Origin of the sequence: Stenotrophomonas maltophilia, assembly GCF_002799245.1 — a bacterium.
In the GTDB taxonomy this organism is placed as follows: domain Bacteria; phylum Pseudomonadota; class Gammaproteobacteria; order Xanthomonadales; family Xanthomonadaceae; genus Stenotrophomonas; species Stenotrophomonas maltophilia_S.
Window position 1 is genome coordinate 335,961 of the sequence record NZ_NEQV01000004.1, and the last position, 24,847, is coordinate 360,807.

Here is a 24,847-nt window from a genome sequence, read left to right on the forward strand (position 1 = left end):
CGTGTTCTATTTGCTCGCGCGCCGCGCACCCTTCTCGTCTTCGTCCTTGGCATCCCCACGGCTCTGCGCGAACTCCGGGAAGGTCTTCGCGATCGAATCCTTATCCGGCAGGATGTAGAACACGCCGCCCTTCTCGAACGTGGACTGCACGATCTGCTCATAGAACGCGGGCGAGACATTGATGCAGCCATGGGTGACACGGTTGTCGTCCGGCGTCGGCGTTGCCAGTCGTTCGGCGCGCTTTTCCTTCGGGCTGCCCGGCGGCAGCGGGTGCAGCGAGACAGCGGAATCGTAGTCCACCCACAGCACGCGCCCGGCATCATCCGAGGGGCCATAGCCCCCAATGAAGCGGCCGGCGGGCGTGGTGCGGTCATGGCCCGGAATCGCGCTCAGTGCGAGCTTGGCGACGCCGGGCGCGGAATGGTCGCCGATGGCCGAACCAAACAAGGCCGGTGCGGCGCCACGCAGCTTGCCGTCGCCGCTGAAGATCAGAACCTGCGCCGCCGCCTTGTCCATGATTGCGAACGGATAGCCCTGGTTGTCCTTGCTTGCGACCACCCAGCCGGCCAGCTCGATCACGGTTTCGGAAACGCTCTGGTCGGGCGGAAGTTCATCGATGGCAGCCGCCGGTGGTGCAGGTGCGTCCTTGTCCCTGGCGTTGGCTACGCCGCTGCACGCAACGACCAGTGCCATGACCAGTGCGGCATGGAGGGCGCGGCGTGCGGGGGAGGAGGAAGTGCGAATGGGACGGCTCCTTGCAATGCAATCTTGGGTGGAAGGACGCCAGTGGCCGGCGAAGGCCACTGGTTCCCGATACAGAGATGGATCAATTCAAATAGTGAGGGAGCGATTACCCGCGCGGCTTGCGGCCGGCAGGTGCCCTTTCAAGCTGCTGCACACGGCCTTCGATCTGGTCCAGACGCTGGTTGGCCTGCTGCGCGGACTGGTTGGCGGACTCCGCACTCTGCGCAGCACCCTGCACCTTGACATCGAGCTGATCGAGACGCGAGTTGATGGTTGCAAACTCGTTCTTGTAAGAGGCGCAAGCGCCAAGGCTCACGGTGGCGATGAGCGCTACAGCAAGCGCGCGGGCCGTCTTCATGTGTTGCGGGTTCAGGTTCATTGCACTCCCTCCTTCGTCTGGGGAAGCTGGAATATAGCGGCGTTTGTTCCCGAAGCCGTCAAGGGCTTTCAGCTGCAGTTGGAAGAGGTCGATGAGCTGTGAAGTCCGCTGATCAACAATCCTTAACAAGCGGGATCAAGCGAGCTGATCTGCGTCGCAGGCGCGTCGGAAATGCGTGACAGGCAGCCCATTCATCAACGCAAGACGCGCTCACGGCGGGAAGCGCCGCAGCGCTCGCTTTGATGTGCTGTTCACCCTTCAATGGGAGACTCCAGCCACTTGGCTCTTCTCTGGTGCGAAATCCCTTGCCCCCGTGTCCAGCCCCGGACGGCACGGCATATGCACCCTCCCAAGGCCTTCAGGATCCACGCGATCCAACCTGTTTTCCTGCGCAATGGCGTGATCGACCGGCTGGATCTGCTGGATGTCACCTGCGCATCCTGCACAACGCGATCGACGCTGGGCAACAACGCCGGCTTTGCGGTCAACGCGATGGCCACGGTATTGACCTGTCCGTCCTGCGCCGCCATTGCGATACTGGACGAACTGGAGATATGGGGGCACTGGCTGGAGCAACGACGGCGCGAGCGCCTGCTCGCGCAGTTCGATCCTTCCACGCACTAGCCGGAATGCCTCGCCCTGAAGACTTCAGCTGCCACCATCGTGCGTGGCCGGGCAGTGCGGCCCCACCAGGCAACTGCAATCTCCCGGCATCAGGTATCACCGGGCCGGCGACCGGCCAAGGCTCCCATGGTGAAAGAGTACCCTGCCTCCTCCAGCAGAACTCTCATGCGAAGCTCTGCACGACGCGGCATGCACAGTCCGTTGGGTGCGTAGAGAGCGTACACATAGCCGGCGCCTTCGATCTCCTCGCGACGCACCGAGCAGTCATCCGTCTCGGTCGCATCGGACCAGGCTGCCTTCAGCCTGGTCGGGCTGATGGATTGCCCTGGCTTGAGACGGAAGAAGAGCCAGCGGACTCCTGCCGGCGGGCTTTGTACTAACTTAGCCATTGCGCACCATCAATACTTCGATGAAGTCCCCGAAGTATTTCAGGATCAAGCTGTGGATGCGCGTTGCTTGCCGTGCAGGGAAGATCGATGCGGACGGCTCCGTTGACCAGGGCCGGCACATTGGCTTCCAGGTCAATCCACCAGCCCTCGGGCAGCCGGAGGCCAAGCCCGGTCCGATCGTAAATGCGAATCTGCAAAGACATGGGCAGGCTCCTGTTGAGGCCTGAGCATACGCCCGAGGTGTGTCAGCCTTGATTGCGACGGTGGCTATGCCGAAGCGTCCACGCGGTGAGCGCAGCGAAACACCTGCTGCTCGTCCTGCTGGACCTTCAGGAATGAATCCAGCCAACGCAACGCAGCACCACGATTGCCGATGGCGCCTCCGAGTTCTTCGGTGAGGCAGCGTGCACATTCCATTCCCCCCGGGCTTGGAGCCCGGCACGCACGGCATTGCGCCATGGTGGTGGTGGCCTCAGGCCTGCATTGATACATGATCTTCTTCATCAGGCTGATGGCACGCGCATGCGATGACATGATCGATTCCAGAGCGGAGGTAGCCGCGCATCACGCGGCGTCCCCGTCATACCTTAGCGGCGCAGATTGCTGGCCGCGTCGCCCTTCTGCTCCTGCCCGGGCTTGGGAGGCTCACGATCCTTGTTGTCCTGCTGCTGTTGCTGGCCCGGCGCGTCGACGTTGCCACCGGGCTCGTCTCCATCCACCTGTCCCTGCGGAGGGGTCTGCTTGGCGTCGGCTGCAGTGTTGGAGCGATTGTTCTGGTTCTGCTGCGGTGTGTTGTTCATCTCGTTGCTCCAGTGCAGCGGATCTGCTGCGAATCCACAGTGGCCCTGCCGCTGTTACGTGGTCGTGCCAGGAAAGGAGCAGCATGAACGGATGCCATGAATGCGGTGCACGATCGAAAGGGTATAGGGTGGGGTTCCCAAAGGAATACGAACATGGACCGCAGCAGGAACAAGGATTTCGTCGACGTCGATCGTGAACTTGCACATTGGGAGACCGCCTTCAAGGCAGGATCGCTGCCGGCGATCAACTTCCGCCATGAGGTGGCACCGGTTGCTCGATTGGCCTGTGACATCTACGTCAGGGATCCACATGGCAGCCAGCTGGCCTGGCTGCAGGTACTCAAGCAGCGGCTGGCGATGCGCTCAAGCCTGCGCGGAAACCCGGGCGCTGAAGTGATCGCGACGGGTTGCTGGGCACTTCTCGCCCAGCACTGAAGGTTGAAGCATCAGTCGCTGTGCTGGCTGGCGTTGTCGTTCCCCTCTCTCATCAGTTGGTCGTTCAATACATTGACCAGGGAGATCACCGCATCTGCCAACGCACGGGCATCGTTGATCGACCCGTAGAAGAAGATCCGTGATCCTTCGACCCGGACTTCCGCGAGAGAAGGCTGCGAAGCCAGCGACTCGCACTTCATGACGAAAAGCTCAGCCCAGCGCGGACCCGGAGCGAGATCGAGCAGCGCGGTGATCGCTTCATCCGCAGACGCGTCGACGCGCTCGCGAAGGGGTGGAACGTCGAACCCGACAATTTTCGGAAGCATGGAAATGCGCAAGGGTCTGCCTCCAGGTGGCTGATGCCCGAGTATCGGCGTGATGCTGGGAGCGGCATAGCGCTTTCCAGTGAATGCTTCAGGATGAAGCTGCAATCGGGCTTCGCGCCGACCGCCTCTCTTCGCAGAGTTCCCTGAACGCCAGCCTTATTTATACACCAGTCAGTTCAATATTCAGGGTTGATTAGACCCCCTAACGGATAATTCACACCTGTCGACCGCCTCTTCTCTCTCCCCCTCCCGGGAGGCGGCCGACGAAACCAAAATAATTAAAGGTGTGTCCCGATGAACAAGAATTCGCTGCTTGCCCTGGGTCTTCTGGCTGCTCTGCCGTTCGCTGCATCGGCAACCGATGGCCTGTCGTACAACTACGTTGAAGGCGGCTACGTGAACACCGATGCCAAGGGCGGCGACGCCGATGGCTGGAAGGTGAAGGGTTCCGTGGCGGTGCACCCGAACTTCCACATCTTCGGCGACTACAGCGCGCAGGAGACCGACAAGTTCAAGAATGACGTCGACCAGTGGCGCATCGGTGCCGGCTACAACTACGGCATCGCACCGAACACCGACCTGGTGGCCCGCGTCGCGTACCAGAAGTTCGACATGAAGCACGGCCTGGACTTCAACGGCTACTCGACCGAAGTCGGCGTGCGCACCGCGTTCAACCCGTACGTGGAAGGCTACGTGATGGCCGGCTACGAGGACTACACCAAGAAGCACGGTATCAACCCGGACGGCGAGTTCTACGGCCGCGTCGGCGCCACCGCCAAGTTCAACCAGAACTGGGGCCTGAGCGGCGAAGTGAAGCTGGCCAAGGCCGGTGACCGCGAGTGGTTCGTGGGCCCGCGCTTCACCTGGTAACAAACGCCTGTCGTTAGTGCGTGTTGTGCTGGCGTGTGACTCTCTCTCTCTCCCACACGCCAACCGAAGCCCGGCCTCGCGCCGGGCTTCACTTTTTGGGGCGGCGTGGCGCCACAATGCGGCATGGGCGACTCTTCCTCTCTCGCAGGTACCGGCACGGCCTACCAGGAGCATCTGGCACCGGACCCACTGCGTGGCCACTTCGGCCAGCTGTGGCAGAGCCAGCTCCCTGACGATGCAGCTGGGCACATCACCGTATTGCCCGATGGCTGCGTGGATATCCTCTGGCGCGACGGCGCGCTGTTCGTGGTCGGCCCCGACCGGGTAGCGGCGCATCCGGCGCTGGCACCGCGCGCGCAGGTGCTGGGCGCGCGTTTCCGGCCTGGGCAGGCGTTGGCCGCGCTGGGCCTGCCGTTGGCCGGGATCATCGGCCAGGCCGTGCCGCTGGCTGATCTGAAGGGCGCATGGGCACAGCGGGCTGCGGCGTCCATCGGCGACACCGCACCTGCACACCGCCTGCAGCGGATGGCGCAATGCCTGCAGCCGCACTTCGCAGGCGCGGCCCTCGACACCCGGTCACAGCGGGCGCATGCCCTGTTCCAGGCGCTTGCCAAGGGTCATGCCTCGTTGGATGAGCTTGCGGCACGCCTGGGCCTGAGCCCGCGCAGCCTGCGCCGCTTCAGCCAGTCGCAGTTCGGCTATGGAGCCAAGACGCTGGAGCGGATCCTGCGCCTGCAACGCTTCCTGCGCCAGAGCCGTGACTTGCCGCAGCATTCCCTGGCGATGCTGGCTGCCGGTGCCGGCTATGCCGACCAGGCCCATCTCAGCCGCGAGGCCCGCGAGCTGGCCGGCATGACCGCGCGTGAGCTGCGCCTGGAATGGGGGTGATGGTGGCCGTTTCGTTCAAGACCTCTGGGCGGCGCTGACCGAAGCTGCAGGCTCCATCCACGGAGCTGTGCCATGAGCCAAGCAAATCCCGGCGCCGAACGCCGCATCGACAACATCGAATTCAACGTCGCCGACATCGCCCGCAGCAAACGTTTCTATGGCGAGGTGTTCGGCTGGCATTTCACCGACTACGGCGCGGCCTATACCGAGTTCGACGACGGCCGGTTGAAGGGCGGCTTCGTGTCCAATGCGCCGGTACGTGCCCAAGGTGGCCCGCTGGTGATCCTCTACTGCACGGACCTTGCCGATGCACAGCATCGCGTGATTGCCGCGGGCGGTGAGGTGGTGCAGGCGGTGTTCGCGTTCCCTGGTGGCCGGCGTTTCCACTTCCGCGATCTGGATGGCTATGAACTGGCGGTCTGGTGCGATGTGGAGTGAGTCCTCGCAGCATTGCCGCGGGACGGAACGAGAACCGCTCCGTCCCCGGCCAGGCGGTTCGGCTATGATCGCCGGCACATCGCCACCGGCGATGCACCCGCCTCAAGCCAGCAGGAACCGCCGTGAACTCCCAGCCCGCACCGATCACCGCCCTCAACCACACGCTCGACAACGAGCCGCAGCAGATCACCGCGCCGCTCACCCATTCGGCGGCGTTCCTGGTGCTGAAGGTGAAGGATGACGCGGCGTCGATCGCCAGGGCACGCGAGGTGCTGGGCAGCACCGATGATCTGATCAAGAACACCGCCATCCGCGAAATCGAGCGCACCTTCACCTGCAACGTGGCCATCGGCCATCGCGTGTGGCAGCCGCTGGTGGGTACCACGCCGCCGCGCGAGCTGGCACCGTTCCGCGAGATCAAGGGCGCGACCCACACGGCCGTGTCCACGCCCGGTGACCTGCTGTACCACATCCGCGCACGCACCATGGACCTGATCGTGGCGTTCGAGCGCAATCTGCTGATGGCCTTCGGCGATGCGGTGGAGGCGATCGATGACGTGGCCGGTTTCCGCTATTTCGATGGCCGCGACCTGCTCGACTTCGTTGATGGCACCGCCAACCCGGAAGGGCTGTCGCTGCCGGAAGCCACCATCGTGGGCGAGGAAGACCCGGAGCATGCCGGTGGCAGCTACGTGGTGGTGCAGAAGTACCTGCACAACCTCGATGCCTGGCGCGCGCAGAAGACCGAGGCGCAGGAAGCGATCATCGGCCGCACCAAGCACGACAACATCGAGCTGGATGATGCGCCGGCCGATGCGCAGAAATCGCACAAGACGCTGTGCACCATCGAAGACGCCGACGGCGAGCACGAGATCCTGCGCGACAACATGCCGTTCGCCAATCCGGGCCGTGGCGAGTACGGCACCTACTTCATCGGTTACACCCGCCGCCTGTGGGTGATCGAGAAGATGCTCGAGCGCATGTTCATCGGCAATCCTGCGCCGCTGCACGACCGCATCCTCGATTTCTCCACCGCCACCACCGGCGTGACCTTCTTCGCGCCCTCGCGCAAGGTGCTGGCCGACCTGGGCGAGTGATCAACGCATGCATATGCATCTGGAGGACGTATGACTGTCTTGAGAGGTCCCTTCCTGGCGGCATTGTTCATGGGCATCGCTGGATGCTCGACAGCACCTGGCTTGCTTGAACAGACACCTGAGTCATTTGATTCTTCGAAATCGGTGCAGCAGGTCACCGTGTGCCTTTCCCAGACGTGGACCCAGCGCAACAAGGTTGTGCGCGTGCTGCCCACCGAATCCGGGCAGCGCATTGTCATCGACAACCCCGTGAACTATGGGGTGATTGCCATTGTCGAGCTTGCCTCTACCCCGGCTGGTACGTCTGCACGCTACTGGAAGGGCGCAGGCCTCACCGGCTGGACGCGCGATGATCTGAAGGCCTGCCTGGACTGATCGAAGGCAATCCCTCTCAGTCGGGCGAGCTCGACGCGCCGCGCCATCACGGCCCGCCATCTGCCTGTCATCCAAGGCGTCGACCATGGCGCGCTGGATGGGAGCGCAGGAGGCAGGCGATGGCGATGGCAGGGAACAGGACCGGCGTACGCCGCTGGTGGCGGCCTCTGGCCGCAGTGATCGGTGCGTTGGCACTGGGGAGTACCGCGGTATCCGCACAGGAAGCCCCTGCGCACTGGATGGCCTACGCCGCCGCCGTGGGCGGCCAGCTGCAGCAGCGCCTGCAGCAGGAGCAGGACCCGCAGGCGCAGCGTGTACTGGCATGGCTGCAGGCACACCCGGACACGCCGACGCCTTTGCCGGTGAGCGTATGGATCGCGGCGGATGGCCGCATTTCGAAACTGGAGTTCGACAGCCTGGGTGACGCCCAGGTCGACGCCGACCTGCGCGCGACGCTGCAGGCCGCGCCGTTGCAGGCGGCACCGCCGGCCGACATGCGCCAGCCGATGCGATTGGGCCTGGTGCTGGAACCGAAGTAGATCCACGCCATGCGTGGATGGACCTGGTAGAAGCCGACCTTGGTCGGCCGGGGCGTGCCAACCAGGGTTGGCGGCTACCGGTAAACCCCAGCCACGCATGGCGTGGCTCTACTGCGCTGCCACCTGCGGTTCGCGCGCGGCTGCGCTCCACGCGCGCAGGCCGAGGAAGAACACGTACAGCGCGGCAGTGTGCTGGAACCGAAGTAGATCCACGCCATGCGTGGATGGACCTGGTGGAAGCCGACCTTGGTCGGCAGGGGCGCGCCAACCAGGGTTGGCGACTACCGGTAAACCCCAGCCACGCATGGCGTGGCTCTACTGCGTTGCCACCTGAGGTTCGCGCGCGGCTGCGCTCCACGCGCGCAGGCCGAGGAAGAACACGTACAGCGCGGCAGTGTGCTGGAACCGAAGTAGATCCACGCCATGCGTGGATGGACCTGGTGGAAGCCGACCTTGGTCGGCCGGGGCGTGCCAACCAGGGTTGGCGGCTACCGGTAAACCCCAGCCACGCATGGCGTGGCTCTACTGCGTTGCCACCTGAGGTTCGCGCGCGGCTGCGCTCCACGCGCGCAGGCCGAGGAAGAACACGTACAGCGCGGCAGTGTGCTGGAACCGAAGTAGATCCACGCCATGCGCGGATGGACCTGGTAGAAGCCGACCTTGGTCGGCCGGGGCGTGCCAACCAGGGTTGGCGGCTACCGGTAAACCCCAGCCACGCATGGCGTGGCTCTACTGCGTTGCCACCTGAGGTTCGCGCGCGGCTGCGCTCCACGCGCGCAGGCCGAACACGGCCAGGCCGAGGAAGAACACGTACAGCGCGGCAGTCACGTGCAGCGACTTGAACAGGTACGCGCCCACGTAAACCACGTCCACCACGATCCACACCCACCAGCAGGCGACGTGGCGGCGTGCCTGCCACCATTGGCCGACCAGGCTCAGCGCGGTCAGCATGGCGTCCAGCCATGGCAGTGCCGCATCGGTGAAGGTATGCATGGCCGCACCCAGCGCCGCGCCACCGCACAGGCCGATGGCCAGGTCGCGCAGCAGCTTGCCGCGCGCCAGTGGCACGATGCGGATGTTGCCCTCATCGGCGGCGTGCTGCCGCCAGTTGAGCCAGCCGTAGACCAGGAAGCCACCAAAGGCGACCTGCAGCAGGGTGTCCGAGTACAGCTTGGCCTCGGCGAACACCAGGCCATACAGCGCCACCGACAGCAGGCCTACCGGCCACGCTGCCAACCGGCGCCGGGCCATCAGCCAGACGCCGAGGATGCTGCACAGCGCGGCGGTCCACTCGAGCATCACGCCGTTCACAGCGCGAACGTCACCGACAGGCGGGCCTGTCGCGGTGCGCCGGGGAACAGGTAGTAGTCACCGCCGCTGCTGCCGGTATCGCGCCAGTAGAAGCGGTTGAACACGTTGTCTACCGACAGGTTCCAGGTCACCGCACGCTCGTGCAGGCGATGCTGGAACCGCAGGCCGGCATCGAACACCGAGTAGTCCGGTGCGCGCACGCCACCGTCGGCGCGTGCCACGTTGGCACCGGCATAGCGCCAGCCGCCAGTGACATGCAGGCCCTGCACGAACGGCAACGCGTAGGCCAGGTGCACGCTGGCGCGCACCTTCGGCACGTTCACCAGCTGATGGCCTTCATAGGCCGGTGTGCCGGTATCGCGCGCGCGCGCCTGCAGCACGCTGGCGCTGGCCACGATCTGCAGCGCATCGGTCAGCTGGCCGTTGGCGGTCAGCTCCAGGCCGGTGTGGGTCTGTGTGCCTTCCTCGACGAAGGTGTAGCCGACGTCGCTGCTGTCGGGCCTGGCGTACTGGTACGGCTGCGAAATGCGGAACACCGCTGCACCCAGCGTCAGCGCCTCGACCGGCACGTACTTCACGCCCACTTCCAATTGCCGCGACTGCACCGACGGCAGGAAGGTGTCGGCATTGCTGGTCCAGAACGGCGCTTCCTGGCCCAGCGAAATGCCGCGCACATAGCTGGCATAGGCGTTGAGCTGATCGGTGGCCTTCCACACCAGCGCGGTCTGCGGCAGGAAGCGCGACAGGCGGCTGTGTCGCTGCGGGATGCCTCGCTTGTCGTAGGCACGCTCGTCCAGGCGCACGAAGCGGCCGCCGGCCAGCCACTGCCAGTCATCACCGAAGTTCATCCGGTCCAGCGCGAAGAATGCGGTCTGGCGGCTGTCCAGGCGCCGTGCGGACGGCCCCGGCATCTTCGGCGACGGCTCGAACACCGGCACCTGCGCGTCGTGGATGTTGGTGGTGCCGACGTACTCGTTGACGCTCGGGCGCTTGTCCACGGTGCGGCGGAAGTAGTCGGCACCGACGGTCAGCTGGTGGCCGACGCTGCCGGTCTCGAAGCGGCCGCGCAGCTCGGCACGGGCCTGCTGGTTGCGGCGGGTATCGTCCGGGCTGCGATAGTCGTAGACATCGTAGTCGCCGTTGGGCGCGAAGTAGTTGCCCGGCACGCTGCCATCGGCGCATTGCACGGCGTAGTAGCAGCCGTAGGCGAAGGCGACGTTGTCATCGATCACCGAGCGGCTGTGGCCGACCGAGACGCGCGACTGCCAGGCGTCATTGAAATCGTAGGTATGCAGGGCGGTGATATTGGTGCTGGCGATATCCACCGGGCGCTGCCACGGCTGGTAACCCAGCAGGTGCTCGCGGTCGACGCCGCGCGGCAGTTCGCGTGCGCCCAGCAGCTGGTAGCCGGACACCGAACGCTGCGAGCTGGTCTGGTAGTTGGCATCCACTTCCAGCTTGCCGCGCTCGCCGATCAGCCAATCGGCGGCCAGCGAGTAGAAATTGCGGCGACCGTCGGCGTGCTCGACATAGGAGTTGCTGGAATCCCATGCGGCATTCAGGCGCAGGCCGAAGCGCGGGGTGATCCAGTGGCCGACATCGACAGCGACGTAGCGCGAGCCTTCCGAATCGGTGCCGAGCGTGGCGGTGCGTACTTCGGCCGGCCGCTTGCCGATGTAGTTGATGATCCCGCCCGGTGCCATCACGCCTGCCGCCAGGCCGGCTTCACCCTTGAGGATCTCCACCGACTGCACGTTCTCCAGTGCCAGGCGTTGTTCGCCGGCGATGGACAGCCCGTTGAAGCGGTAGCCGGTGGCGGCGTCCAGTGCGAAGCCGCGGATGGCGATGTTCTGGTAGTAGCCCACCGGCGCATAGGCATCGCCCAGCGACGCATCGTTGCTGGCCAGCTCGGACAGCGAACGCACCTGGCGGCGGTCGAGGTAATCGCGCTCGAGCACGTTCACCGACGCCGGCGTGTCCTTCCAGCTTCCACCACCGAAGGCGTTCACGCGCGAGGTATCGGCCTTCGGTTTGCCGGCCTCCACGCGCACTGCCGCCAGTTCGGTCGGCGAGCGTTCGGCGCCGGTAGCGGCCGCATCGGTGGCAACGTCGGCCGCGCTGGCATGCAGCGGCAACGCGGCGCAGAGTGCGAGGGAGAGCAGGGTAGGGCGCAGGCAGCGGTTCATTCGGTTCGTCTTCGGACAACAAGGGAGACGAAGCGACGGCGCGCAGGTGCACCGGCCCATGACGGGGGTGTGGCTGCGGCTCAAAGCTCCCTACGCCGGTGCAAACCGGATCAGGTTCCAAGGGACTCTCTCAGCCTGGCAGATCCAGGCACCCCCGCTTCAGGTGACCATTTCACTACAAATGGTACGGATTTGCGAGCGCCACCCGGGGTCGGATCCCTTTCCCCAGGAAAGGGCTCTGACCCCCAACCGGCCATCTCATCGACGCATGGCGTCGATCTACCGGGGAGGTGCGCGGTCCCGGGGGCCAGGGCTCACGCCGCGGCGTGCAATGCCTGCAGCAGGGCCTGCCCCGGCGCGCTGCGGAACCACGCCGGATGCCCCAGCATGAACGGCTGCCAGGCCACATCCGCATTTGCGGTCGAACCGGTGACACCTTCGAAGTACTCCACTTCGGACAGTGCGAAGTCGAAATGCACCATCGGCAGCAGGTCGGCCAGCAGGTGCACGCGCGCCGGCGACAGTGGCAGCACCTCGCGGTAGCCGTCGAGCAGTGCCAGCGCGATATCGATGCGCACCGCCTCCATGCCGCGCTCCAGTTCCAGCCAGGCCACGGCATTGCGCTCGATCGCGGTGGCGAGGTCGAACAGGGCGCTGGTGGGCGAGGCCAGGCCGAAATCCAGCACGGTGCTGACCTGCCCGTCGCGCCACAGCAGGTTGGAGACATGCCAGTCGTTGTGCGCCCACAGCCGGGGCTCGGCGCGCAGCCGCTGGGCCAGCCCGGCGTGCCACGGCAGCACGTCGCGCTGCAGCTGCGCTTCCCATGGAATGCGCGCGAGATAGCGGGCCAGGCCGGGGCGTTCGTGCAGTTCCGCCTTGATGGCTGCGATCGGATCGTCGGCGCGGATCAGATCATCGCGCGCGACCAGCAGATGGGTGCTGCGCTGGGGCGCGTGGTAGCTGGCTGCGGCACGGTGCAGCTGCGCGAGTGCGCGCCCGGCGTTGCGGGCCTGCGCGGCATCGGTCAGCAGCGACCACGACACCGCGTCGCGGTACAGGTCGTCGCCCACGCCGATGTCGTGCAGTTCAAACGTCCATTCGCCGTGCTCGACGGCGCTACGGCCATCGGCGGCTGCCAGCACCTGCACCACCGGCACGCCGGCGGCGGCGAGATGGGCAATGAAGTGGTGTTCTTCCTCCAGGCACGCCGCGCTGCGCACACTGTGGTGGTGGCGCTTGATGAACACCGCGCCGCGCGTGCCGTCGACGATGGCGGCGGCCGACAGCGGCCGCGGGCTGTGCCAGCGCGGTTGGCTGGCGCTGTGCAGCTGCGGGTAGCGCTGGCGCAGCCAGGCGATGTCCGCCGCGCTGATCGCTGGCCAGTCGGCAGCGACCTCGTCGTTGTTGAGGCCCTGCACCCGGTGGGAGGAAGACGTCATGCCGCAGCCCGAGAGGGGAAAGTCATATCCAAGGCTGCGCATTCAACGCCATGAGCGCGGCCAACGCAAACGGGCGGGTCATCGACCCGCCCGTCTCCACATCGGCATCGGTCATGCCGTCGTGCCGCTTACCAGCCGCGATGGCGACCGCGGTCGTTGTAGTAGCGGTTGTCGTAGTAACGATCGCGCTGCCAGCGGCGGTCGTCGCCACGGTTGTAGTAGCCACTGCGGTAGTAGCCACGATCGTAGCGGCGGTCGTAGCGGTTGTCGTAGTAGCGATTGTCGTAATAGCGACGGTCGCGGCGGTCTGACGTGGTCAGGTTGCCGATCGCGCCGCCGGCCACGGCACCACCGACGGTGGCCGCAGGGTCGCCGTTGGACAGAAGGTTGCCGGCCACGCCACCGACCACGGCGCCGACCAGGGTGCGCTTGTCCTTCCTCGACATCGCGCTGGCATCGCTGACCACGGCGACACCGGCAACCAGTGCCAGGGCCATCGCCAGACCACGGAAGCTGAGTGTGGAAGTACTGAGCATGTTCGGTTCTCCTGTGAGGTGCATGCCACGCTGGGCAGGGAGGGCGCGGGCGCCCCGGCTGCCGTGGAGACCACGCTGGCGTTCCAACATTGCCGGAACATTGCCTGGCCTACCGGGCGGCTTGCGCATTCATCTAGCGGCAGGTGGCATGAAGCAAGGCTGAAAGCGACCGCGGCCGCTCAGCTGGCAGAAAGGGAAAGGGCCGCGCATGGCGCGGCCCTTCCCCGGTCTGCAAGGCGCTGCGGGCTTAGACGCCCATCGCCTTCTGCGCCTGGCGGGTCTGCTCCTGCTGGGCGTCCTGCTGCTGGTGCAGCACGTTCGGCGCGCCCTGCACGGCACCACTGCTGAGCGCCAGGCTTTGTTCACTGGCGGCACGGGTCTCCACCGCGACACGGCTGGCCGCCGGGTCACCGATCGTGCCCTGTACGGCGAACAGGCGCTCACCGTTCGGGCTGGGCACCACCGAGTCGATGCGCTGCAGGCCGGCGGCGTGGGCTTCCCGGGTCAGGGCCGCTGCGGCGCTTTCCAGCGCGTGGCGATCCTTGAAGGTGCCCGCCGGCATCCGCTCCAGGCCTTCGGTGGCCTGCAGGTACATCGGATTGCGCGGGTGCCGCTCGTCGTTCAGCAGCGGGCGCTCGCGGGCCTCCCTGATCGCCTCCAGGGTCTTCGCGCCGACGATGCCGTCGGCGACCAGCCCGTTGTCCTTCTGCAGCTGGCGCACCGCCGCCTCGGTGTTGCGGCCGAAGCGACCGTCCTCGACCAGTGGTTTGCCGTCGGTGCCGACGTAGCCCAGGTGGCCCAGCTGTTCCTGCACCGTGCGCACGCCGTCGCTGTGCGCGCCCTGCCTGTACGTCTCGGCATGCGGGGTGGTGGTGGCCTTGTGCCCGGTGGCCGCCTTGTCCTGGGTCTGCTCGTGCGACGGGGTACGGTTCTCCAGCAGGTCGCGGGCCTTGGACAACGGGTCCGACGCGAACAACTTCCAGTTCGGGTGGTCCTTCACCTGCTTGAGGTAGTCCTCCACCGGCATGGTGTGCACGCCCTTGCTGCCGGTGGACTGGCTGATCAGCAGTTTGTCGGTGTTCGGGTCGCGCACCACCATCACGATGTGGTCGATGCCGTTCCAGTGCTCGTGGCGGGTCCTGGCCGTATCCAGGCCGATGACCATGCCTTCCTTCAGCGCACCGGGCTTGAGGATGGCGTCGCGGTCAAGCAGCACGCCGGACTGGTCGAACGCCTTGCGCACGATGCCGCCGGAACCCAGGTTGCCCAGATCGATGCGATCGGCCTTGCTGAACACCGCATGCCCGGCCTTCTGGTTGATCTCGTCCATGGTCCGGTTCTGCAGGGTGCCGACCCAGCCGGAACAATCGATGTAGCCCTGCTCCACGTTCTTGCCGGTCTTGCCCGGCACGTACAGCGCGTGGCCTGGAATGTTGATGGCGTACTTCACATCGTCGTACTTCACGCCCGCCTCGTAGGCGGCCTGCAGCTCGATGCCCGGCTTCGGCGTGGCCGCGGTCGTCGCGGTTGCCGCCAGCGTGGCCGCGCCGGCCGCCACGGCGGCGCTGGCCGGTGCCGGTGCCACCGGGCTCGGGCTCTGGCCCGACGTCAGCGTCTGCGGCGCGATGTTCTTTTCCGGAATGCTGATCGCCGCGTACTTGTGGATGTAGTAGCTGGAGAAGGTGCGCGCCAGGTCGCCATCGTTCATGCCGCGCATCTCGGCCAGGGTGTGGCCGGTCAGCGCCTTGGCATCGGAGCCGATCTGGTTGAGCACGTTGCGGCGCATGTTGATCTCTTCGCCATGGCCGTTGCGCACCACGCCGAAGGTGCCGGTGGCGATCGCGGTCTGCACCGAGCCATAGCCGGCGCTGCCCTGCTGGTGGGCCAGGTACAGGTCCAGGCCGGTCGGGCTGGCGCCGCCGGACAGGTAGGGGTTGCCGGTGCGTTCGTTGCGGCGCGCCATCGAGTCCAGGTTGTCCTGGTACATCTGTGCGGCCGCTTCGGTGTTGCGGGTCGGGTCGAACTCATGGCCGGTCAAGTGGTACTGGCGTGCCGACCCGGGCACGAACTGGAACAGGCCCTTGGCACCGGACGAGGTGTTGTGGGCACGCTCGTTGAAGGTACCGCCGGTCTCGATGTACGCGAAGCGCATGAAGTCATCGACGGGAATGCCTTTGTGGCGGGCGACCTGCTCGACGATGTCCAGGACGTCCTTTCTGCTGTAGTCATGCTGTGCCATGACGTTTTCCTCGGGGTTGATGGAGCGGCCGATGCCGCGAATCGCCAACCGGACTCATCCATGAGTCAAGAACATGTCGGTCAACAGGTCACCCGCGTGTGGCGGGTTGGAATCAGGGTGTGACGTACTGCTGGGCCGTGCGGTCGAAGGTGTAGTGCACGGCATCTCCGGCACCCAGCGCTCGGGTCCTGCCCGGGGCGTCGATGGTGGTGCCCTTGAAGCTGACGGTCAGCCGCGGCAGGCCGTTGCCATCGGCCACGAACGCCAGTTCGCCATCGCTGTCGGTGCAGGGCATCACGTTGCCTTCGTCGCAGGCGGCGCTGTTGTCTTCACCCGTGCGCACCGAGCCGACGTAGCGCCAGGTCTTGCCGTCCACGTCGTCTTCGCTGCGCTTGGGATTGAACAGCAGCAGCGCATAGCCGGTGCTGCTGATGCCACGGTCGAAGCTGCTGGTGGGTACGGCCAGCAGCAGGCGGCCGTCGGCGGTGCGATGTTCAATCGGCTTGCGACGGGTATCGACGTCGTCGGCCTTGTCGTAGGCGCCGATGGCGCCGATGGTCCATTCCTGGCCGCGGAACTTCCACGGCTTCTTCGCGTCACTGCCGGCCAGTACGAACGTGGCCTCGGCGAGGTTGGCGCGGTCATCCGGGCCGGCCGGCTGCTGTTCGCCCGGCTTGCCGTAGTGCTCGCGGGTATCCCACGAGAAACCCGTGTAGTACGTGATTCCATCGAGGGTGAAGGTGTGGCCGAACCAGAAGGTCGCCACGCTGCCGTTCTGGACCTCGTAGGAGACCGCGCCATCACCGTCCACCTGGTAGGTGAAATACATCACGGTCGGCGCGTCGGGCGGGGTAACGGCGGTGTCGGGAGAGGTGTTCTGCATCGGGGCAACATCCTGTCGGAGCGCATCGGCAGCCTGCGCAGGGGCGCCAGGCTGGGAGGACGAGGGGGCCGGGTCGGCGGCGCTGCAGGCTGCAGCGGAAAGAGAGACGAGCAGGCACGCCGCGAATGCGCGCAGGGGCCGCAACGGCAGGGTCCAACGTAGCTCGGGGGGGTGGTGCATGCGCCTCTCCATGGTCAGCGTTGCCGGGCCAGACGGCCGGCAGGAAGCCGCACCCCATCCACTGCGGACAGGAGCGAGGACATGAGCCGGTCGATTCCTTCGACCTCGCATTGAGAACCCATGCCCGACCATCTTTGCACAGAACCGCGGCCGGTCAAAGAGGCCGGGCAGCGGTTCTGGCGTTATGTGAACTGCTTCTCAGATATTGCCATCACGCAGATAGTCGAAGAGCTCGGCGTCGCCCTTCAGGCCCAGCTTGATCATCGCGTCGCCTTTCTGCCGGCTGATGGTGCTGACGCTCTTGTGCAGCTGCAGCGAGATCTCCTTCACCGTCATGCCGGTGCCCAGCAGCCGCAGCACCTCCACCTCGCGCGGCGACAGGGGCTTGCCGTCGCCCTCGCGCATGCGCCAGCTGCCGGCGGCGTCGACCCGCTCGCGCAGGCTGCGGCTGATGTAGGGCTGGCCGCGGTAGACCGACTGGATGGCCTGTGGCAGTTCGTCCATCGACGAGCTCTTGTCGACCAGGCCGAGCACGCCGCTGTCGAGCACCATGCGCAGGATCGCCAGGTTGTTGGAGACGCTGAGCATCAGCACCGGCAGGTCCGGGTGGCGGCGCCGGATCATGCCGATCATGGCGAAGCCATCGGCCTGCGGGCTGCCGGGCATGGAGTAGTCGGTCACCAGCAGGTCGCAGGGCTGGCTGCCGAGCAGGGCCATCAGCGCCTGCGCACTGTCGGCTTCGCCGACCACGCGTCCCACCCCGCTCGATTCGATGACGGCGCGGGTGCCGATACGGACCACCGGGTGGTCGTCTGCGATGATGATGCGCAAGCTCATGCTCTAGTATGACCACCGGGCAGGCCGGACCGCGACCATCGCGGACCTTGGCAGGATTCTAGGAGATAGACGCCGATGCGTAGCTGGGCTGTTCGCGGGCTGGTCCTGCTGCTGGCTGCACTGGTGCTGCCGGCGGCCCTGGCGCAGGCAGCACCAGGGCCGCTGCCGCTCAGTCCCCTGCAACGCGAGTACCTTGCTGCCCATCCGAGCATCGTCGTGGGCCAGTATGACAGCGGTTGGCCACCGTTTGAGTCCCTGCGCGATGGCCGGCAGGTCGGGCTGGGGCCGGATTACCTGTCCATGCTGGCACGGCAGTTGGGCCTGAAGGTCGAGACCCGCCGCTACCCCGATTGGACATCCGTGCTGGACGCGGCATGCCGTGGCGAGATCGACGTGGTGATGAACGTCGGGCTGAGCGCCGACCGCACCCGTTGCATGGTCTATACCGCCGCCTATGGCGAGTCGCCGCTGGCGCTGGTGGGGCGACCGCAGGACCTGCGTGCCTCCGAGAACCCCGATCTGGACGGCCTGCGGGTGGTGATCGAGCAGGATTTCCTCACCGGTCCGCAGGTGCGGGCGCGTTTTCCCCGCGCCCGGCAGCTTGTCGCAGGCAGCTCGCTTGCGGCACTGCAGATGGTCAGAGACGACAAGGCTGACGTCTACATCGGCAATGCCTATGTTGCCACCGAGCTGATTACCCGCGAGCGGCTGCAGGGCGTGGCGCTGCTGCGGCCCAGCGATCTGCCTCCCGAGCGCCTGTACCTGGGAGTTCCGAACAGCAAGCAGCCGCTGGCCGAAGCGCTGGACCTGGCCCTGGCCGCGACCAGCCAGGCCGAGCGTGATGCGTTGGCACAACGCTGGCTGTCTCCGCCACAGTGGTCGGCATCGGCTCAGCTGGCGTTGAGCCAGGCCGAACAGCGGGTGCTGGAGCAGCCGCTGAAGATCGGTTTCGCGCCGAATGCGGCGCCCTTGTCCTTCGCCGACGAGGACGGCAAGCCCAGTGGCCTGGCCAGCGAGTACCTGCGGCGCCTGCTGCAGGCCGGCGCCAACCTGAAGGTGGAAAACAGCCACGACTGGTACGACGTACGCGAGAAGGCGCGCCGTGGCGAACTGCAGGCGGTGATGGGCATTCCCGTCGATTCGCGCTACCTGGGCCCGGACTGGGTATTCAGCCAGCCGTTCATCACCGTGCCCAACGTGATCGTCAGCCGCGGTGACGCACCGGCGCTGCTGGGCCTGTCGGACCTGCAGGGCAAGCGCGTGCTGCTGTCCGATCCGGAGCGTGTACGCGGCTACGTGCTGCAGCAGGCACCGCAGGCCAGGATCATTGCCGCGCGCAGCGCCGAGCAGGCCCTGCAGCGCGTGATCGATGGCGATGCCGACGTCTACGTGGGCAACCTGGCCCTGGTCGACCACCTGTTGCGCACACGCTTCCCCGGTCGCCTGCAGGTGGCCGCGCCGGCAGGGTTCAACGACCAGCTGGCCCTGGCCGTGGAGCGTCGCCATGCGGCCCTGGCCACCACCTTCGACCGCCTGCTGCTGCAGATGACCCCGCGCAAGCGCGAGGCGCTGCGTGGCGACTGGCTGGCGGTCGAGTACCGCAACGGCGTCGACTGGAACAGCGTGCTGCGCTGGGGCGTGCCGTTGCTGCTGGTGCTGCTGACCGCGCTGCTGGTGCATGGCATCGGCTACTGGCGCCTGCGTCGCGAGGTCGACGGACGGCGGCAACTGGAGCAGCGCCTGGCCGAAGTGACCGACAACCTGCCTGCGGTGGTCTACCAGGCCCGGCGCGAGGCCGATGGCACGCTCGGATTCCCGTTCATCGCCGGTGACCTGCAGGCGCTGTTCGGCATCACCCGGCAGCAGGCCGAGCAGGATGCCAGGACGTTGCTGGAACGGATCGAAGAGGAGGATCGCGCCCGCATCCTGCAGGCCGTCGAACAGGCCGCGCACCAGTTCGCGCCGCTGATCCTCGAGTTCCGCCTGCGTAGCGACGGCACGGGCGCACGCTGGGTGCGCAGCCAGGCGCAACCTTACGCGGCAGAGGCCGGTGTGGTGACCTGGAGCGGCTACTGGGTGGATGCCAGCGAGGCCCGCGCCCAGGCTGACGACCTCACCGCAGCCAAAGCGGAGGCCGAACAGGCCGCCGAGACGAAGTCCCGCTTCCTGGCCACCATGAGCCATGAGATCCGCACCCCGATGAGTGGCGTGCTGGGCATGCTGGAAGTGCTGGCGCATTCGCCGCTGGATGGCGAGCAGCAGCGCATCCTGGGGGTGATCGAGGATTCGGCGCAGATGCTGCGGCAGATCCTCGACGACATCCTCGACTACTCGCGGCTGGAGGCCGGCGCGATGCGCCTGGAGCCGGTGCCGCAGCCGCTGCGGCCGTTGCTGGAAAGCGTGTGCCGCCTGCTTTCCGCGCAGGCCAGTGCGCGTGGCCTGGCGCTGCAGGTACAGATCGACCCGCAGCTGGCGCCGGCACACGAAGTGGACGGCGTGCGCCTGCGCCAGATCGTGTTCAACCTGCTCAGCAATGCCATCAAGTTCACCGCACAGGGCGAGGTGCGCCTGCAGCTGGAGGTATTGGGCCCGACCGCCGAAGATGGCAGCCAGCCGCTGTGCCTGAGCGTCACCGACACCGGCATCGGCATTGCGCCGGAACAGCTGCAGCATCTGTTCGCGCCCTTCACCCAGGCCGGCGCCTACATCCAGCGCGACCACGGTGGCACCGGCCTGGGCCTGAGCATCTGCCAGCGCCTGGTGCAGATGATGGACGGCACGCTGGAGCTGCACAGCACGCTCGGCGAAGGCACCCGCGCCGAGGTGCGGCTGGCACTGGTGGAAGCGGGCAGTGGTGACGTGGAGGCATTGGCGGCCGAACAGGAACAGGTTGCGCTGCTGCCAGCGGCCCTGCGCCAGGCGCGCGTGCTGGTGATCGAGGACCACCCGACCAACCAGGCGATGATGGCCTGGCGGCTGCAGCAGCTGGGCGTGCCACATGTACTGGTCAGTGACGGCCAGCAGGGACTGGACCGGCTGTCATCGGAGCATTTCGACCTGGTCATCACCGATTGCCGGATGCCGGTGCTGGATGGCTTTGCCTTCACCCGCCTGCTGCGCGAGCGCGAGGGGCGCAGCGGGCAACCGCGCCTGACCGTGCTGGCGCTGACTGCCAGCGTGCTGGATGACGATGCGCGCCGCTGCCGTGAAGCGGGGATGGACGAGGTGCTGGCCAAACCGCTGACCCTGGCGACGTTGCGCGCGGCGCTGCTGCGCTGGTTGCCGCAGGCACAGGGGCAGTTGTTCGACGCACCATCGGCGGAAGTGGCAGCCGACGACGCTGATGCGGTGCCCGATCTGGCAACCCTGCAACAGCGCTTCGGCTCGCGTGCCGTGGCCGAGCAGCTCCGCGACAGCCTGCTGCGGGCCAGCGAGGACGACCTGGCGGCCGTACAGCGCGCGCTGCAGGCCGGTGACCGTGAGACTGCAGCACTTCACCTGCATCGCCAGGCGGGCGGACTGGGTGCGGTGGGCGCCAAGGCATTGGCCGCGCAGGCCAACACGCTGGTCGAGCGCCTGCAGGACGCAACCGGAGCCGATACGGCACCGTTGTTCGTCGAGGTGGCGGAGTTCGTGGCGCAGCTGCAGCACCAGCTGCAGCGCCTGGCTCACTGAGGCGACTGCTGCTGCAGGTAGGCGATCACCAGCGCGCGGCGTTCCGCGCTGGGGAAGGCGTTGTACATGCGCGTGCCCGGCACCAGGTGGGTGGGTGACTGCAGGAAGGCATCCAGCGTCTGCGCGGTCCAGGTGATGTCGGCGCGGCGCATGCCGTCGGAATAGCCGTAGTCAGGCAGGCTGCCGGCGCGGCGGCCGATCACGCCGTGCAGGTTTGGACCGAAGCGGTGGATGCCACCGGGCTGCACGGTGTGGCAGCCGGCGCACAGTTCGAACGCGCGCTGCATGGCCTGCTGGTGTGCCTGTTCCGGCGTGACCGGTGCTGCCGGCGGGCGCTGGCAGGCGGTGGCAAGCAGGGCCACGGCAACGGCGAAGAGCAGACGGGAGGCACGCATGGGCGGGCAGGATAGCGGTGCGCGCGAACCGATGGGCTGCGACACGCGGTCGCAGCCCGTGGCCATCACATGCCGGAGTAGTTCGGGCCGCCGCCGCCCTGCGGGGTCACCCAGACGATGTTCTGGGTCGGGTCCTTGATGTCGCAGGTCTTGCAGTGCACGCAGTTCTGCGCGTTGATCTGCAGCCGCGCATTGTCGGCTTCGCCGACGAACTCGTACACGCCGGCCGGGCAGTAGCGTGCTTCCGGGCCGGCATACTCGGCCAGGTTCACCTTCACCGGGATGCTCGGGTCCTTCAGCGTCAGGTGGCTGGGCTGGTTCTCGTCGTGGTTGGTGCTGCTCAGGAACACCGAGCTGAGACGGTCGAAGGTCAGCACGCCATCCGGCTTCGGGTAGGCGATGCGGGTGTGCTTGGACGCCGGTTCCAGGCAGACGTGGTCGGGCTGGGTCCGGTGCAGTGTCCACGGTGGGTTGCGCACGCCCAGCTTCGGCAGCAGCCACTGCTCCACGCCGGTCATCAGCGTGGCCACGGTCTGGCCCTTCTTGAACCACTGCTTGAAGTTCTTGGCCTGCTGCAGTTCGGTGAACAGCCAGCTGGCTTCGAAGGCCTTCGGGTAGGCGCTCAGCTCATCGTGCTGGCGGTCGGCGGCCAGTGCATCGAACGCGGCGTCGGCGCACAGCATGCCGGTCTTGATCGCAGCGTGGCTGCCCTTGATGCGGCTGGCGTTGAGATAGCCGGCCTCACAGCCCACCAGTGCGCCACCCGGGAACACGGTCTTCGGCAGCGACAGCAGGCCGCCGGCGGTGATCGCGCGCGCGCCGTAGCCGATGCGGGTACCACCTTCCAGGTGCTTGCGGATGTCCGGATGGGTCTTGAAGCGCTGGAACTCCTCGAACGGGCTCAGCCACGGGTTCTTGTAGTCCAGGCCCACGACGTAGCCGATGGCGACCTTGCCGCCGTCGGCGTGGTACAGGAACGCACCGCCGTAGGTGTCGCTGTCCAGCGGCCAGCCGGCGGCGTGCACTACCAGGCCCGGCTCATGCCTGGCCGGGTCGATCTGCCACAGCTCCTTGATGCCGATGCCGTAGGCCTGCGGATCCTTGCCTGCGTCGAGCTTGTAGCGGGCGATCAGCTGGCGGCCGAGGTGGCCACGCGCGCCTTCGGCGAAGATCGTGTACCTGGCCTGCAGCGCCATGCCGCGCTCGAATGCCGGGCCGATGCTGCCGTCCTTCTCGATGCCCATGTCGCCGGTGGCCACGCCGATCACTTCGCCGTTGTCGCCGTACAGCACCTCGGCGGCGGCGAAGCCCGGGAAGATCGCCACCTCCAGCGCCTCGGCCTGCTGCGCCAGCCAACGGGTCACTTCACCCAGGCTGATGATGTAGTTGCCTTCGTTGTGGAAGCACTCCGGCAGCAGCGCGTTGGGCGTGCTGCGTGCGCCGGTTTCGCTGAGGAACAGGAATTCGTCGCGGGTGACCTTCTGCTTCAGCGGTGCGCCACGCTCGGCCCAGTCCGGGAACAGTTCGGTCAGCGCGCGCGGGTCCATCACTGCGCCGGACAGCACATGTGCACCCGGCTCGGAGCCCTTCTCCAGCACGCATACCGACAGTTCGCGGCCGGCTTCGATCGCGCGCTGGCGCAGGCGGATCGCGGTGGCCAGGCCGGCGGGGCCGGCGCCGACGATCACCACGTCGAACTCCATTACTTCACGCGGGGGCAGGGCGTTGGCTTCAGCGCTCATCGATTGCATGACTCGTGGGTAGGGCCGGCATCGGGGCCACCGGCGGTGCCTGGGAATCGCGCGTGCGGCCACGAGCGAAACGGTTGTTTGAATGTGTCAGGGTACCGGTCCACGCGTGATCGAGCTAGATCGGCGATGTTCACACCCGGATTGCTGCAGTGCAGCGTAGTGCCGCAGCTCTGGTGGGTGCCGACCTTGGTCGGCACGCTCTGCCCGGATGACCGACAATGGCCGGGTCCTGACTGCGTGTGAGTGCCATGGCTTTGCATCCGTACGATCTGTTCGATGTCCGTTCCCTGCTCAACGAGGAAGAGCGCGCGGTGCAGGAAAGCGTGGCCCGCTTCACCAACGAACGCGTGCTGCCGATCATCGGGGACGCCTTCGACCAGGCGCGGTTTCCGGCGGAACTGGTGCCCGAGATCGCTTCGCTGGGCCTGCTCGGCGCGACCCTGCCGGCCCAGTACGGCGGTGGTGACCTCGGAGCGGTCAGTTACGGGCTGATCTGCCAGGAGTTGGAACGCGGCGACTCCGGCCTGCGCAGCTTCGTGTCGGTGCAGAGCTCGCTGTGCATGTACCCGATCTTCGCCTATGGCAGCGAGGAACAGCGCCAGCAGTGGTTGCCGGCGATGGCACGCGGCGAGCTGATCGGCTGCTTCGGCTTGACCGAGGCGCATGGTGGTTCCGATCCGGCCAGCATGAAGACCCGCGCGGTGCGCGATGGCGGCGACTGGCGCATCAGTGGCAGCAAGATGTGGATCACCAGCGGCCCGGTGGCCGATCTGGCCATCGTCTGGGCGCAGACCGAGGACGGCATCCAGGGCTTCGTGCTGGAAAAGGGCATGGCCGGCTTCACCACGCAGGAAATCAAGCACAAGATGAGCCTGCGCGCGTCGCTGACCGGTGCGTTGTTCTTTGACGACGTGCGTGTGCCCGACAGCCATCGCCTGCCCAACGTGAAGGGCCTGAAGGGCCCGCTGGGCTGCCTGACCCAGGCCCGTTATGGCATCAGCTGGGGGCCGATCGGTGCGGCGATTGCCTGCCTGGATGAAGCACTGGGCTATGCCAAGGAGCGTGTGCTGTTCGGTCGCCCGCTGGCGGCCACCCAGAGCGCGCAGATCAAGCTGGCCGAAATGGCCCGCCGGATCACGACCGCGCAGCTGCTGGCGCTGCAGCTGGGCCGCTTGAAGGAAGCTGGCCAGTTGCAGCCGCAGCAGGTGAGCCTGGCCAAGTGGAACAACTGCCGCATGGCCATCGACATCGCGCGCGAATGCCGCGATCTGCTGGGCGGCGCCGGCATCACCACCGAACACGTGGCGATCCGGCATGCGCTGAACCTGGAATCGGTAATCACCTATGAAGGCACCGAGACCGTGCACCAGCTGGTGATCGGCCGCGAACTGACCGGCATCAACGCGTTCTGACAGCCATCCACGCACGGCGTGGATCCACCGGGATGGCGGTAGTCGCCAACCTTGGTTGGCGCTCCCGGCGCCGACCAAGGTCGGCATCTACCAGACGAT

The 24,847-nt window shown here is 66.6% G+C and carries 26 protein-coding genes, 1 pseudogene and 1 riboswitch; of the genes and pseudogenes, 10 read left to right on the top strand and 17 right to left on the bottom strand.

Annotated features, from left to right (window positions below; all coding sequences use genetic code 11):
• Positions 1–6: 6 nt before the first annotated feature.
• Both B9Y64_RS13840 and B9Y64_RS13845 read right to left on the bottom strand, forming a co-directional pair.
• The gene (locus tag B9Y64_RS13840) at positions 7–693 is read right to left on the bottom strand and encodes a L,D-transpeptidase (protein ID WP_100441197.1); all 687 of its coding nucleotides are present in this window, start codon (positions 691–693) and stop codon (positions 7–9) included.
• Positions 694–850: 157 nt separating this feature from the next.
• The gene (locus tag B9Y64_RS13845) at positions 851–1,123 is read right to left on the bottom strand and encodes a hypothetical protein (RefSeq protein WP_010487149.1); all 273 of its coding nucleotides are present in this window, start codon (positions 1,121–1,123) and stop codon (positions 851–853) included.
• A gap of 339 nt (positions 1,124–1,462) precedes the next feature.
• Here B9Y64_RS13845 and B9Y64_RS13850 point away from each other — a divergent pair, with 339 nt between their 5' ends.
• Positions 1,463–1,747 (top strand): hypothetical protein, encoded by a 285-nt coding sequence (locus tag B9Y64_RS13850; protein ID WP_100441198.1) that lies wholly within the window; start codon positions 1,463–1,465, stop codon positions 1,745–1,747.
• An 89-nt stretch (positions 1,748–1,836) separates the two neighbouring features.
• Here the strand turns inward: B9Y64_RS13850 and B9Y64_RS22285 are convergent, their stop codons facing one another.
• The 4 genes from B9Y64_RS22285 to B9Y64_RS13870 all read right to left on the bottom strand — a co-directional run bounded on the left by B9Y64_RS22285 (position 1,837) and on the right by B9Y64_RS13870 (position 2,936).
• Positions 1,837–2,136 (bottom strand): hypothetical protein, encoded by a 300-nt coding sequence (locus B9Y64_RS22285; protein ID WP_100441199.1) that lies wholly within the window; start codon positions 2,134–2,136, stop codon positions 1,837–1,839.
• Positions 2,124–2,339 (bottom strand): hypothetical protein, encoded by a 216-nt coding sequence (locus tag B9Y64_RS13860; RefSeq protein WP_100441200.1) that lies wholly within the window; start codon positions 2,337–2,339, stop codon positions 2,124–2,126. The genes B9Y64_RS22285 and B9Y64_RS13860 overlap by 13 nt, the downstream gene beginning before the upstream one ends.
• A gap of 64 nt (positions 2,340–2,403) precedes the next feature.
• The gene (locus B9Y64_RS13865) at positions 2,404–2,670 is read right to left on the bottom strand and encodes a hypothetical protein (protein ID WP_100441201.1); all 267 of its coding nucleotides are present in this window, start codon (positions 2,668–2,670) and stop codon (positions 2,404–2,406) included.
• A 53-nt stretch (positions 2,671–2,723) separates the two neighbouring features.
• A complete protein-coding gene (locus tag B9Y64_RS13870) occupies positions 2,724–2,936 on the bottom strand; it encodes a hypothetical protein (RefSeq protein ID WP_100441202.1) in 213 nt (70 codons plus the stop codon).
• A 153-nt stretch (positions 2,937–3,089) separates the two neighbouring features.
• Between B9Y64_RS13870 and B9Y64_RS13875 the strand changes: the two genes are divergently transcribed.
• Positions 3,090–3,371: a hypothetical protein gene (locus B9Y64_RS13875; RefSeq protein ID WP_100441203.1), complete on the top strand. Its 282-nt coding sequence runs from the start codon at positions 3,090–3,092 to the stop codon at positions 3,369–3,371.
• 11 nt (positions 3,372–3,382) lie between these two features.
• Here B9Y64_RS13875 and B9Y64_RS13880 read toward each other — a convergent pair whose 3' ends face one another.
• Entirely contained in the window at positions 3,383–3,709 is a 327-nt protein-coding gene (locus B9Y64_RS13880) for a hypothetical protein (protein ID WP_238379902.1), read from the bottom strand.
• Positions 3,710–3,991: 282 nt separating this feature from the next.
• Between B9Y64_RS13880 and B9Y64_RS13885 the strand changes: the two genes are divergently transcribed.
• The 6 genes from B9Y64_RS13885 (at position 3,992) to B9Y64_RS13910 (ending at position 7,904) form a co-directional block, all read left to right on the top strand.
• The gene (locus B9Y64_RS13885) at positions 3,992–4,567 is read left to right on the top strand and encodes an Ax21 family protein (protein WP_005411880.1); all 576 of its coding nucleotides are present in this window, start codon (positions 3,992–3,994) and stop codon (positions 4,565–4,567) included.
• A gap of 123 nt (positions 4,568–4,690) precedes the next feature.
• Positions 4,691–5,455: a helix-turn-helix transcriptional regulator gene (locus B9Y64_RS13890; protein ID WP_100441205.1), complete on the top strand. Its 765-nt coding sequence runs from the start codon at positions 4,691–4,693 to the stop codon at positions 5,453–5,455.
• Positions 5,456–5,527: 72 nt separating this feature from the next.
• Positions 5,528–5,893 carry a VOC family protein gene (locus tag B9Y64_RS13895; protein ID WP_100441206.1) on the top strand — a complete coding sequence of 122 codons (366 nt, stop codon included), beginning with the start codon at positions 5,528–5,530 and terminating at the stop codon, positions 5,891–5,893.
• A 122-nt stretch (positions 5,894–6,015) separates the two neighbouring features.
• Positions 6,016–6,990 carry a Dyp-type peroxidase gene (locus tag B9Y64_RS13900; protein ID WP_100441207.1) on the top strand — a complete coding sequence of 325 codons (975 nt, stop codon included), beginning with the start codon at positions 6,016–6,018 and terminating at the stop codon, positions 6,988–6,990.
• 30 nt (positions 6,991–7,020) lie between these two features.
• Entirely contained in the window at positions 7,021–7,365 is a 345-nt protein-coding gene (locus B9Y64_RS13905; RefSeq protein ID WP_157804518.1) for a hypothetical protein, read from the top strand.
• A 119-nt stretch (positions 7,366–7,484) separates the two neighbouring features.
• Positions 7,485–7,904, top strand: coding sequence for a hypothetical protein (locus B9Y64_RS13910; RefSeq protein ID WP_100441209.1), 420 nt, complete (start codon positions 7,485–7,487; stop codon positions 7,902–7,904).
• Positions 7,905–8,426: 522 nt separating this feature from the next.
• Here B9Y64_RS13910 and B9Y64_RS22480 read toward each other — a convergent pair.
• From B9Y64_RS22480 to B9Y64_RS13960, 8 genes and pseudogenes are all read right to left on the bottom strand, one after another.
• Positions 8,427–8,510: pseudogene (locus B9Y64_RS22480) on the bottom strand (nicotinamide riboside transporter PnuC); the annotation flags it as partial.
• Between the two features lie 123 nt (positions 8,511–8,633).
• On the bottom strand, positions 8,634–9,203 hold the full coding sequence (gene pnuC / locus B9Y64_RS13930) for a nicotinamide riboside transporter PnuC (RefSeq protein ID WP_100441365.1): 570 nt from the start codon (positions 9,201–9,203) through the stop codon (positions 8,634–8,636).
• Between the two features lie 8 nt (positions 9,204–9,211).
• Complete coding sequence (locus B9Y64_RS13935) at positions 9,212–11,401, bottom strand: TonB-dependent receptor (protein ID WP_100441210.1); 2,190 nt, start codon at positions 11,399–11,401, stop codon at positions 9,212–9,214.
• A gap of 70 nt (positions 11,402–11,471) precedes the next feature.
• Positions 11,472–11,567, bottom strand: a riboswitch (TPP riboswitch).
• Positions 11,568–11,715: 148 nt separating this feature from the next.
• Complete coding sequence (locus tag B9Y64_RS13940; protein WP_100441211.1) at positions 11,716–12,840, bottom strand: phosphotransferase enzyme family protein; 1,125 nt, start codon at positions 12,838–12,840, stop codon at positions 11,716–11,718.
• A 128-nt stretch (positions 12,841–12,968) separates the two neighbouring features.
• A complete protein-coding gene (locus tag B9Y64_RS13945) occupies positions 12,969–13,376 on the bottom strand; it encodes a glycine zipper 2TM domain-containing protein (protein ID WP_100441212.1) in 408 nt (135 codons plus the stop codon).
• 247 nt (positions 13,377–13,623) lie between these two features.
• Positions 13,624–15,615, bottom strand: a complete 1,992-nt coding sequence (locus B9Y64_RS13950; RefSeq protein WP_100441366.1) for a peptidoglycan-binding protein — start codon at positions 15,613–15,615, stop codon at positions 13,624–13,626.
• A 112-nt stretch (positions 15,616–15,727) separates the two neighbouring features.
• Positions 15,728–16,498, bottom strand: a complete 771-nt coding sequence (locus tag B9Y64_RS13955) for a hypothetical protein (RefSeq protein WP_100441213.1) — start codon at positions 16,496–16,498, stop codon at positions 15,728–15,730.
• A gap of 378 nt (positions 16,499–16,876) precedes the next feature.
• Positions 16,877–17,515, bottom strand: a complete 639-nt coding sequence (locus B9Y64_RS13960; protein ID WP_100441214.1) for a response regulator transcription factor — start codon at positions 17,513–17,515, stop codon at positions 16,877–16,879.
• 75 nt (positions 17,516–17,590) lie between these two features.
• Here B9Y64_RS13960 and B9Y64_RS13965 point away from each other — a divergent pair, with 75 nt between their 5' ends.
• Positions 17,591–21,190 carry an ATP-binding protein gene (locus B9Y64_RS13965; RefSeq protein WP_100441215.1) on the top strand — a complete coding sequence of 1,200 codons (3,600 nt, stop codon included), beginning with the start codon at positions 17,591–17,593 and terminating at the stop codon, positions 21,188–21,190.
• Here B9Y64_RS13965 and B9Y64_RS13970 read toward each other — a convergent pair.
• Together B9Y64_RS13970 and B9Y64_RS13975 are read right to left on the bottom strand one after the other, a co-directional pair.
• Positions 21,184–21,585 (bottom strand): c-type cytochrome, encoded by a 402-nt coding sequence (locus tag B9Y64_RS13970; protein WP_100441367.1) that lies wholly within the window; start codon positions 21,583–21,585, stop codon positions 21,184–21,186. The two genes, B9Y64_RS13965 and B9Y64_RS13970, sit on opposite strands and share 7 nt — an antisense overlap.
• A 65-nt stretch (positions 21,586–21,650) precedes the next feature.
• Positions 21,651–23,327, bottom strand: coding sequence for an electron transfer flavoprotein-ubiquinone oxidoreductase (locus B9Y64_RS13975; protein ID WP_100441216.1), 1,677 nt, complete (start codon positions 23,325–23,327; stop codon positions 21,651–21,653).
• Positions 23,328–23,584: 257 nt separating this feature from the next.
• Between B9Y64_RS13975 and B9Y64_RS13980 the strand changes: the two genes are divergently transcribed.
• Positions 23,585–24,748 (top strand): acyl-CoA dehydrogenase family protein, encoded by a 1,164-nt coding sequence (locus B9Y64_RS13980; protein ID WP_100441217.1) that lies wholly within the window; start codon positions 23,585–23,587, stop codon positions 24,746–24,748.
• Positions 24,749–24,847 lie beyond the last annotated feature (99 nt).

Excerpts from the sequence above, each read along its gene's own strand:
- B9Y64_RS13840 (WP_100441197.1), bottom strand. The coding sequence starts at position 693 with ATGGCACTGGTCGTTGCGTGCAGCGGCGTAGCCAACGCCAGGGACAAG.
- B9Y64_RS13845 (WP_010487149.1), bottom strand. The coding sequence starts at position 1,123 with ATGAACCTGAACCCGCAACACATGAAGACGGCCCGCGCGCTTGCTGTA.
- B9Y64_RS13850 (WP_100441198.1), top strand. The coding sequence starts at position 1,463 with ATGCACCCTCCCAAGGCCTTCAGGATCCACGCGATCCAACCTGTTTTC.
- B9Y64_RS22285 (WP_100441199.1), bottom strand. The coding sequence starts at position 2,136 with ATGGCTAAGTTAGTACAAAGCCCGCCGGCAGGAGTCCGCTGGCTCTTC.
- B9Y64_RS13860 (WP_100441200.1), bottom strand. The coding sequence starts at position 2,339 with ATGTCTTTGCAGATTCGCATTTACGATCGGACCGGGCTTGGCCTCCGG.
- B9Y64_RS13865 (WP_100441201.1), bottom strand. The coding sequence starts at position 2,670 with ATGTCATCGCATGCGCGTGCCATCAGCCTGATGAAGAAGATCATGTAT.
- B9Y64_RS13870 (WP_100441202.1), bottom strand. The coding sequence starts at position 2,936 with ATGAACAACACACCGCAGCAGAACCAGAACAATCGCTCCAACACTGCA.
- B9Y64_RS13875 (WP_100441203.1), top strand. The coding sequence starts at position 3,090 with ATGGACCGCAGCAGGAACAAGGATTTCGTCGACGTCGATCGTGAACTT.
- B9Y64_RS13885 (WP_005411880.1), top strand. The coding sequence starts at position 3,992 with ATGAACAAGAATTCGCTGCTTGCCCTGGGTCTTCTGGCTGCTCTGCCG.
- B9Y64_RS13890 (WP_100441205.1), top strand. The coding sequence starts at position 4,691 with ATGGGCGACTCTTCCTCTCTCGCAGGTACCGGCACGGCCTACCAGGAG.
- B9Y64_RS13895 (WP_100441206.1), top strand. The coding sequence starts at position 5,528 with ATGAGCCAAGCAAATCCCGGCGCCGAACGCCGCATCGACAACATCGAA.
- B9Y64_RS13905 (WP_157804518.1), top strand. The coding sequence starts at position 7,021 with ATGACTGTCTTGAGAGGTCCCTTCCTGGCGGCATTGTTCATGGGCATC.
- B9Y64_RS13910 (WP_100441209.1), top strand. The coding sequence starts at position 7,485 with ATGGCGATGGCAGGGAACAGGACCGGCGTACGCCGCTGGTGGCGGCCT.
- pnuC (WP_100441365.1), bottom strand. The coding sequence starts at position 9,203 with ATGCTCGAGTGGACCGCCGCGCTGTGCAGCATCCTCGGCGTCTGGCTG.
- B9Y64_RS13935 (WP_100441210.1), bottom strand. The coding sequence starts at position 11,401 with ATGAACCGCTGCCTGCGCCCTACCCTGCTCTCCCTCGCACTCTGCGCC.
- B9Y64_RS13940 (WP_100441211.1), bottom strand. The coding sequence starts at position 12,840 with ATGACGTCTTCCTCCCACCGGGTGCAGGGCCTCAACAACGACGAGGTC.
- B9Y64_RS13945 (WP_100441212.1), bottom strand. The coding sequence starts at position 13,376 with ATGCTCAGTACTTCCACACTCAGCTTCCGTGGTCTGGCGATGGCCCTG.
- B9Y64_RS13950 (WP_100441366.1), bottom strand. The coding sequence starts at position 15,615 with ATGGCACAGCATGACTACAGCAGAAAGGACGTCCTGGACATCGTCGAG.
- B9Y64_RS13955 (WP_100441213.1), bottom strand. The coding sequence starts at position 16,498 with ATGCAGAACACCTCTCCCGACACCGCCGTTACCCCGCCCGACGCGCCG.
- B9Y64_RS13960 (WP_100441214.1), bottom strand. The coding sequence starts at position 17,515 with ATGAGCTTGCGCATCATCATCGCAGACGACCACCCGGTGGTCCGTATC.
- B9Y64_RS13965 (WP_100441215.1), top strand. The coding sequence starts at position 17,591 with ATGCGTAGCTGGGCTGTTCGCGGGCTGGTCCTGCTGCTGGCTGCACTG.
- B9Y64_RS13970 (WP_100441367.1), bottom strand. The coding sequence starts at position 21,585 with ATGCGTGCCTCCCGTCTGCTCTTCGCCGTTGCCGTGGCCCTGCTTGCC.
- B9Y64_RS13975 (WP_100441216.1), bottom strand. The coding sequence starts at position 23,327 with ATGAGCGCTGAAGCCAACGCCCTGCCCCCGCGTGAAGTAATGGAGTTC.
- B9Y64_RS13980 (WP_100441217.1), top strand. The coding sequence starts at position 23,585 with ATGGCTTTGCATCCGTACGATCTGTTCGATGTCCGTTCCCTGCTCAAC.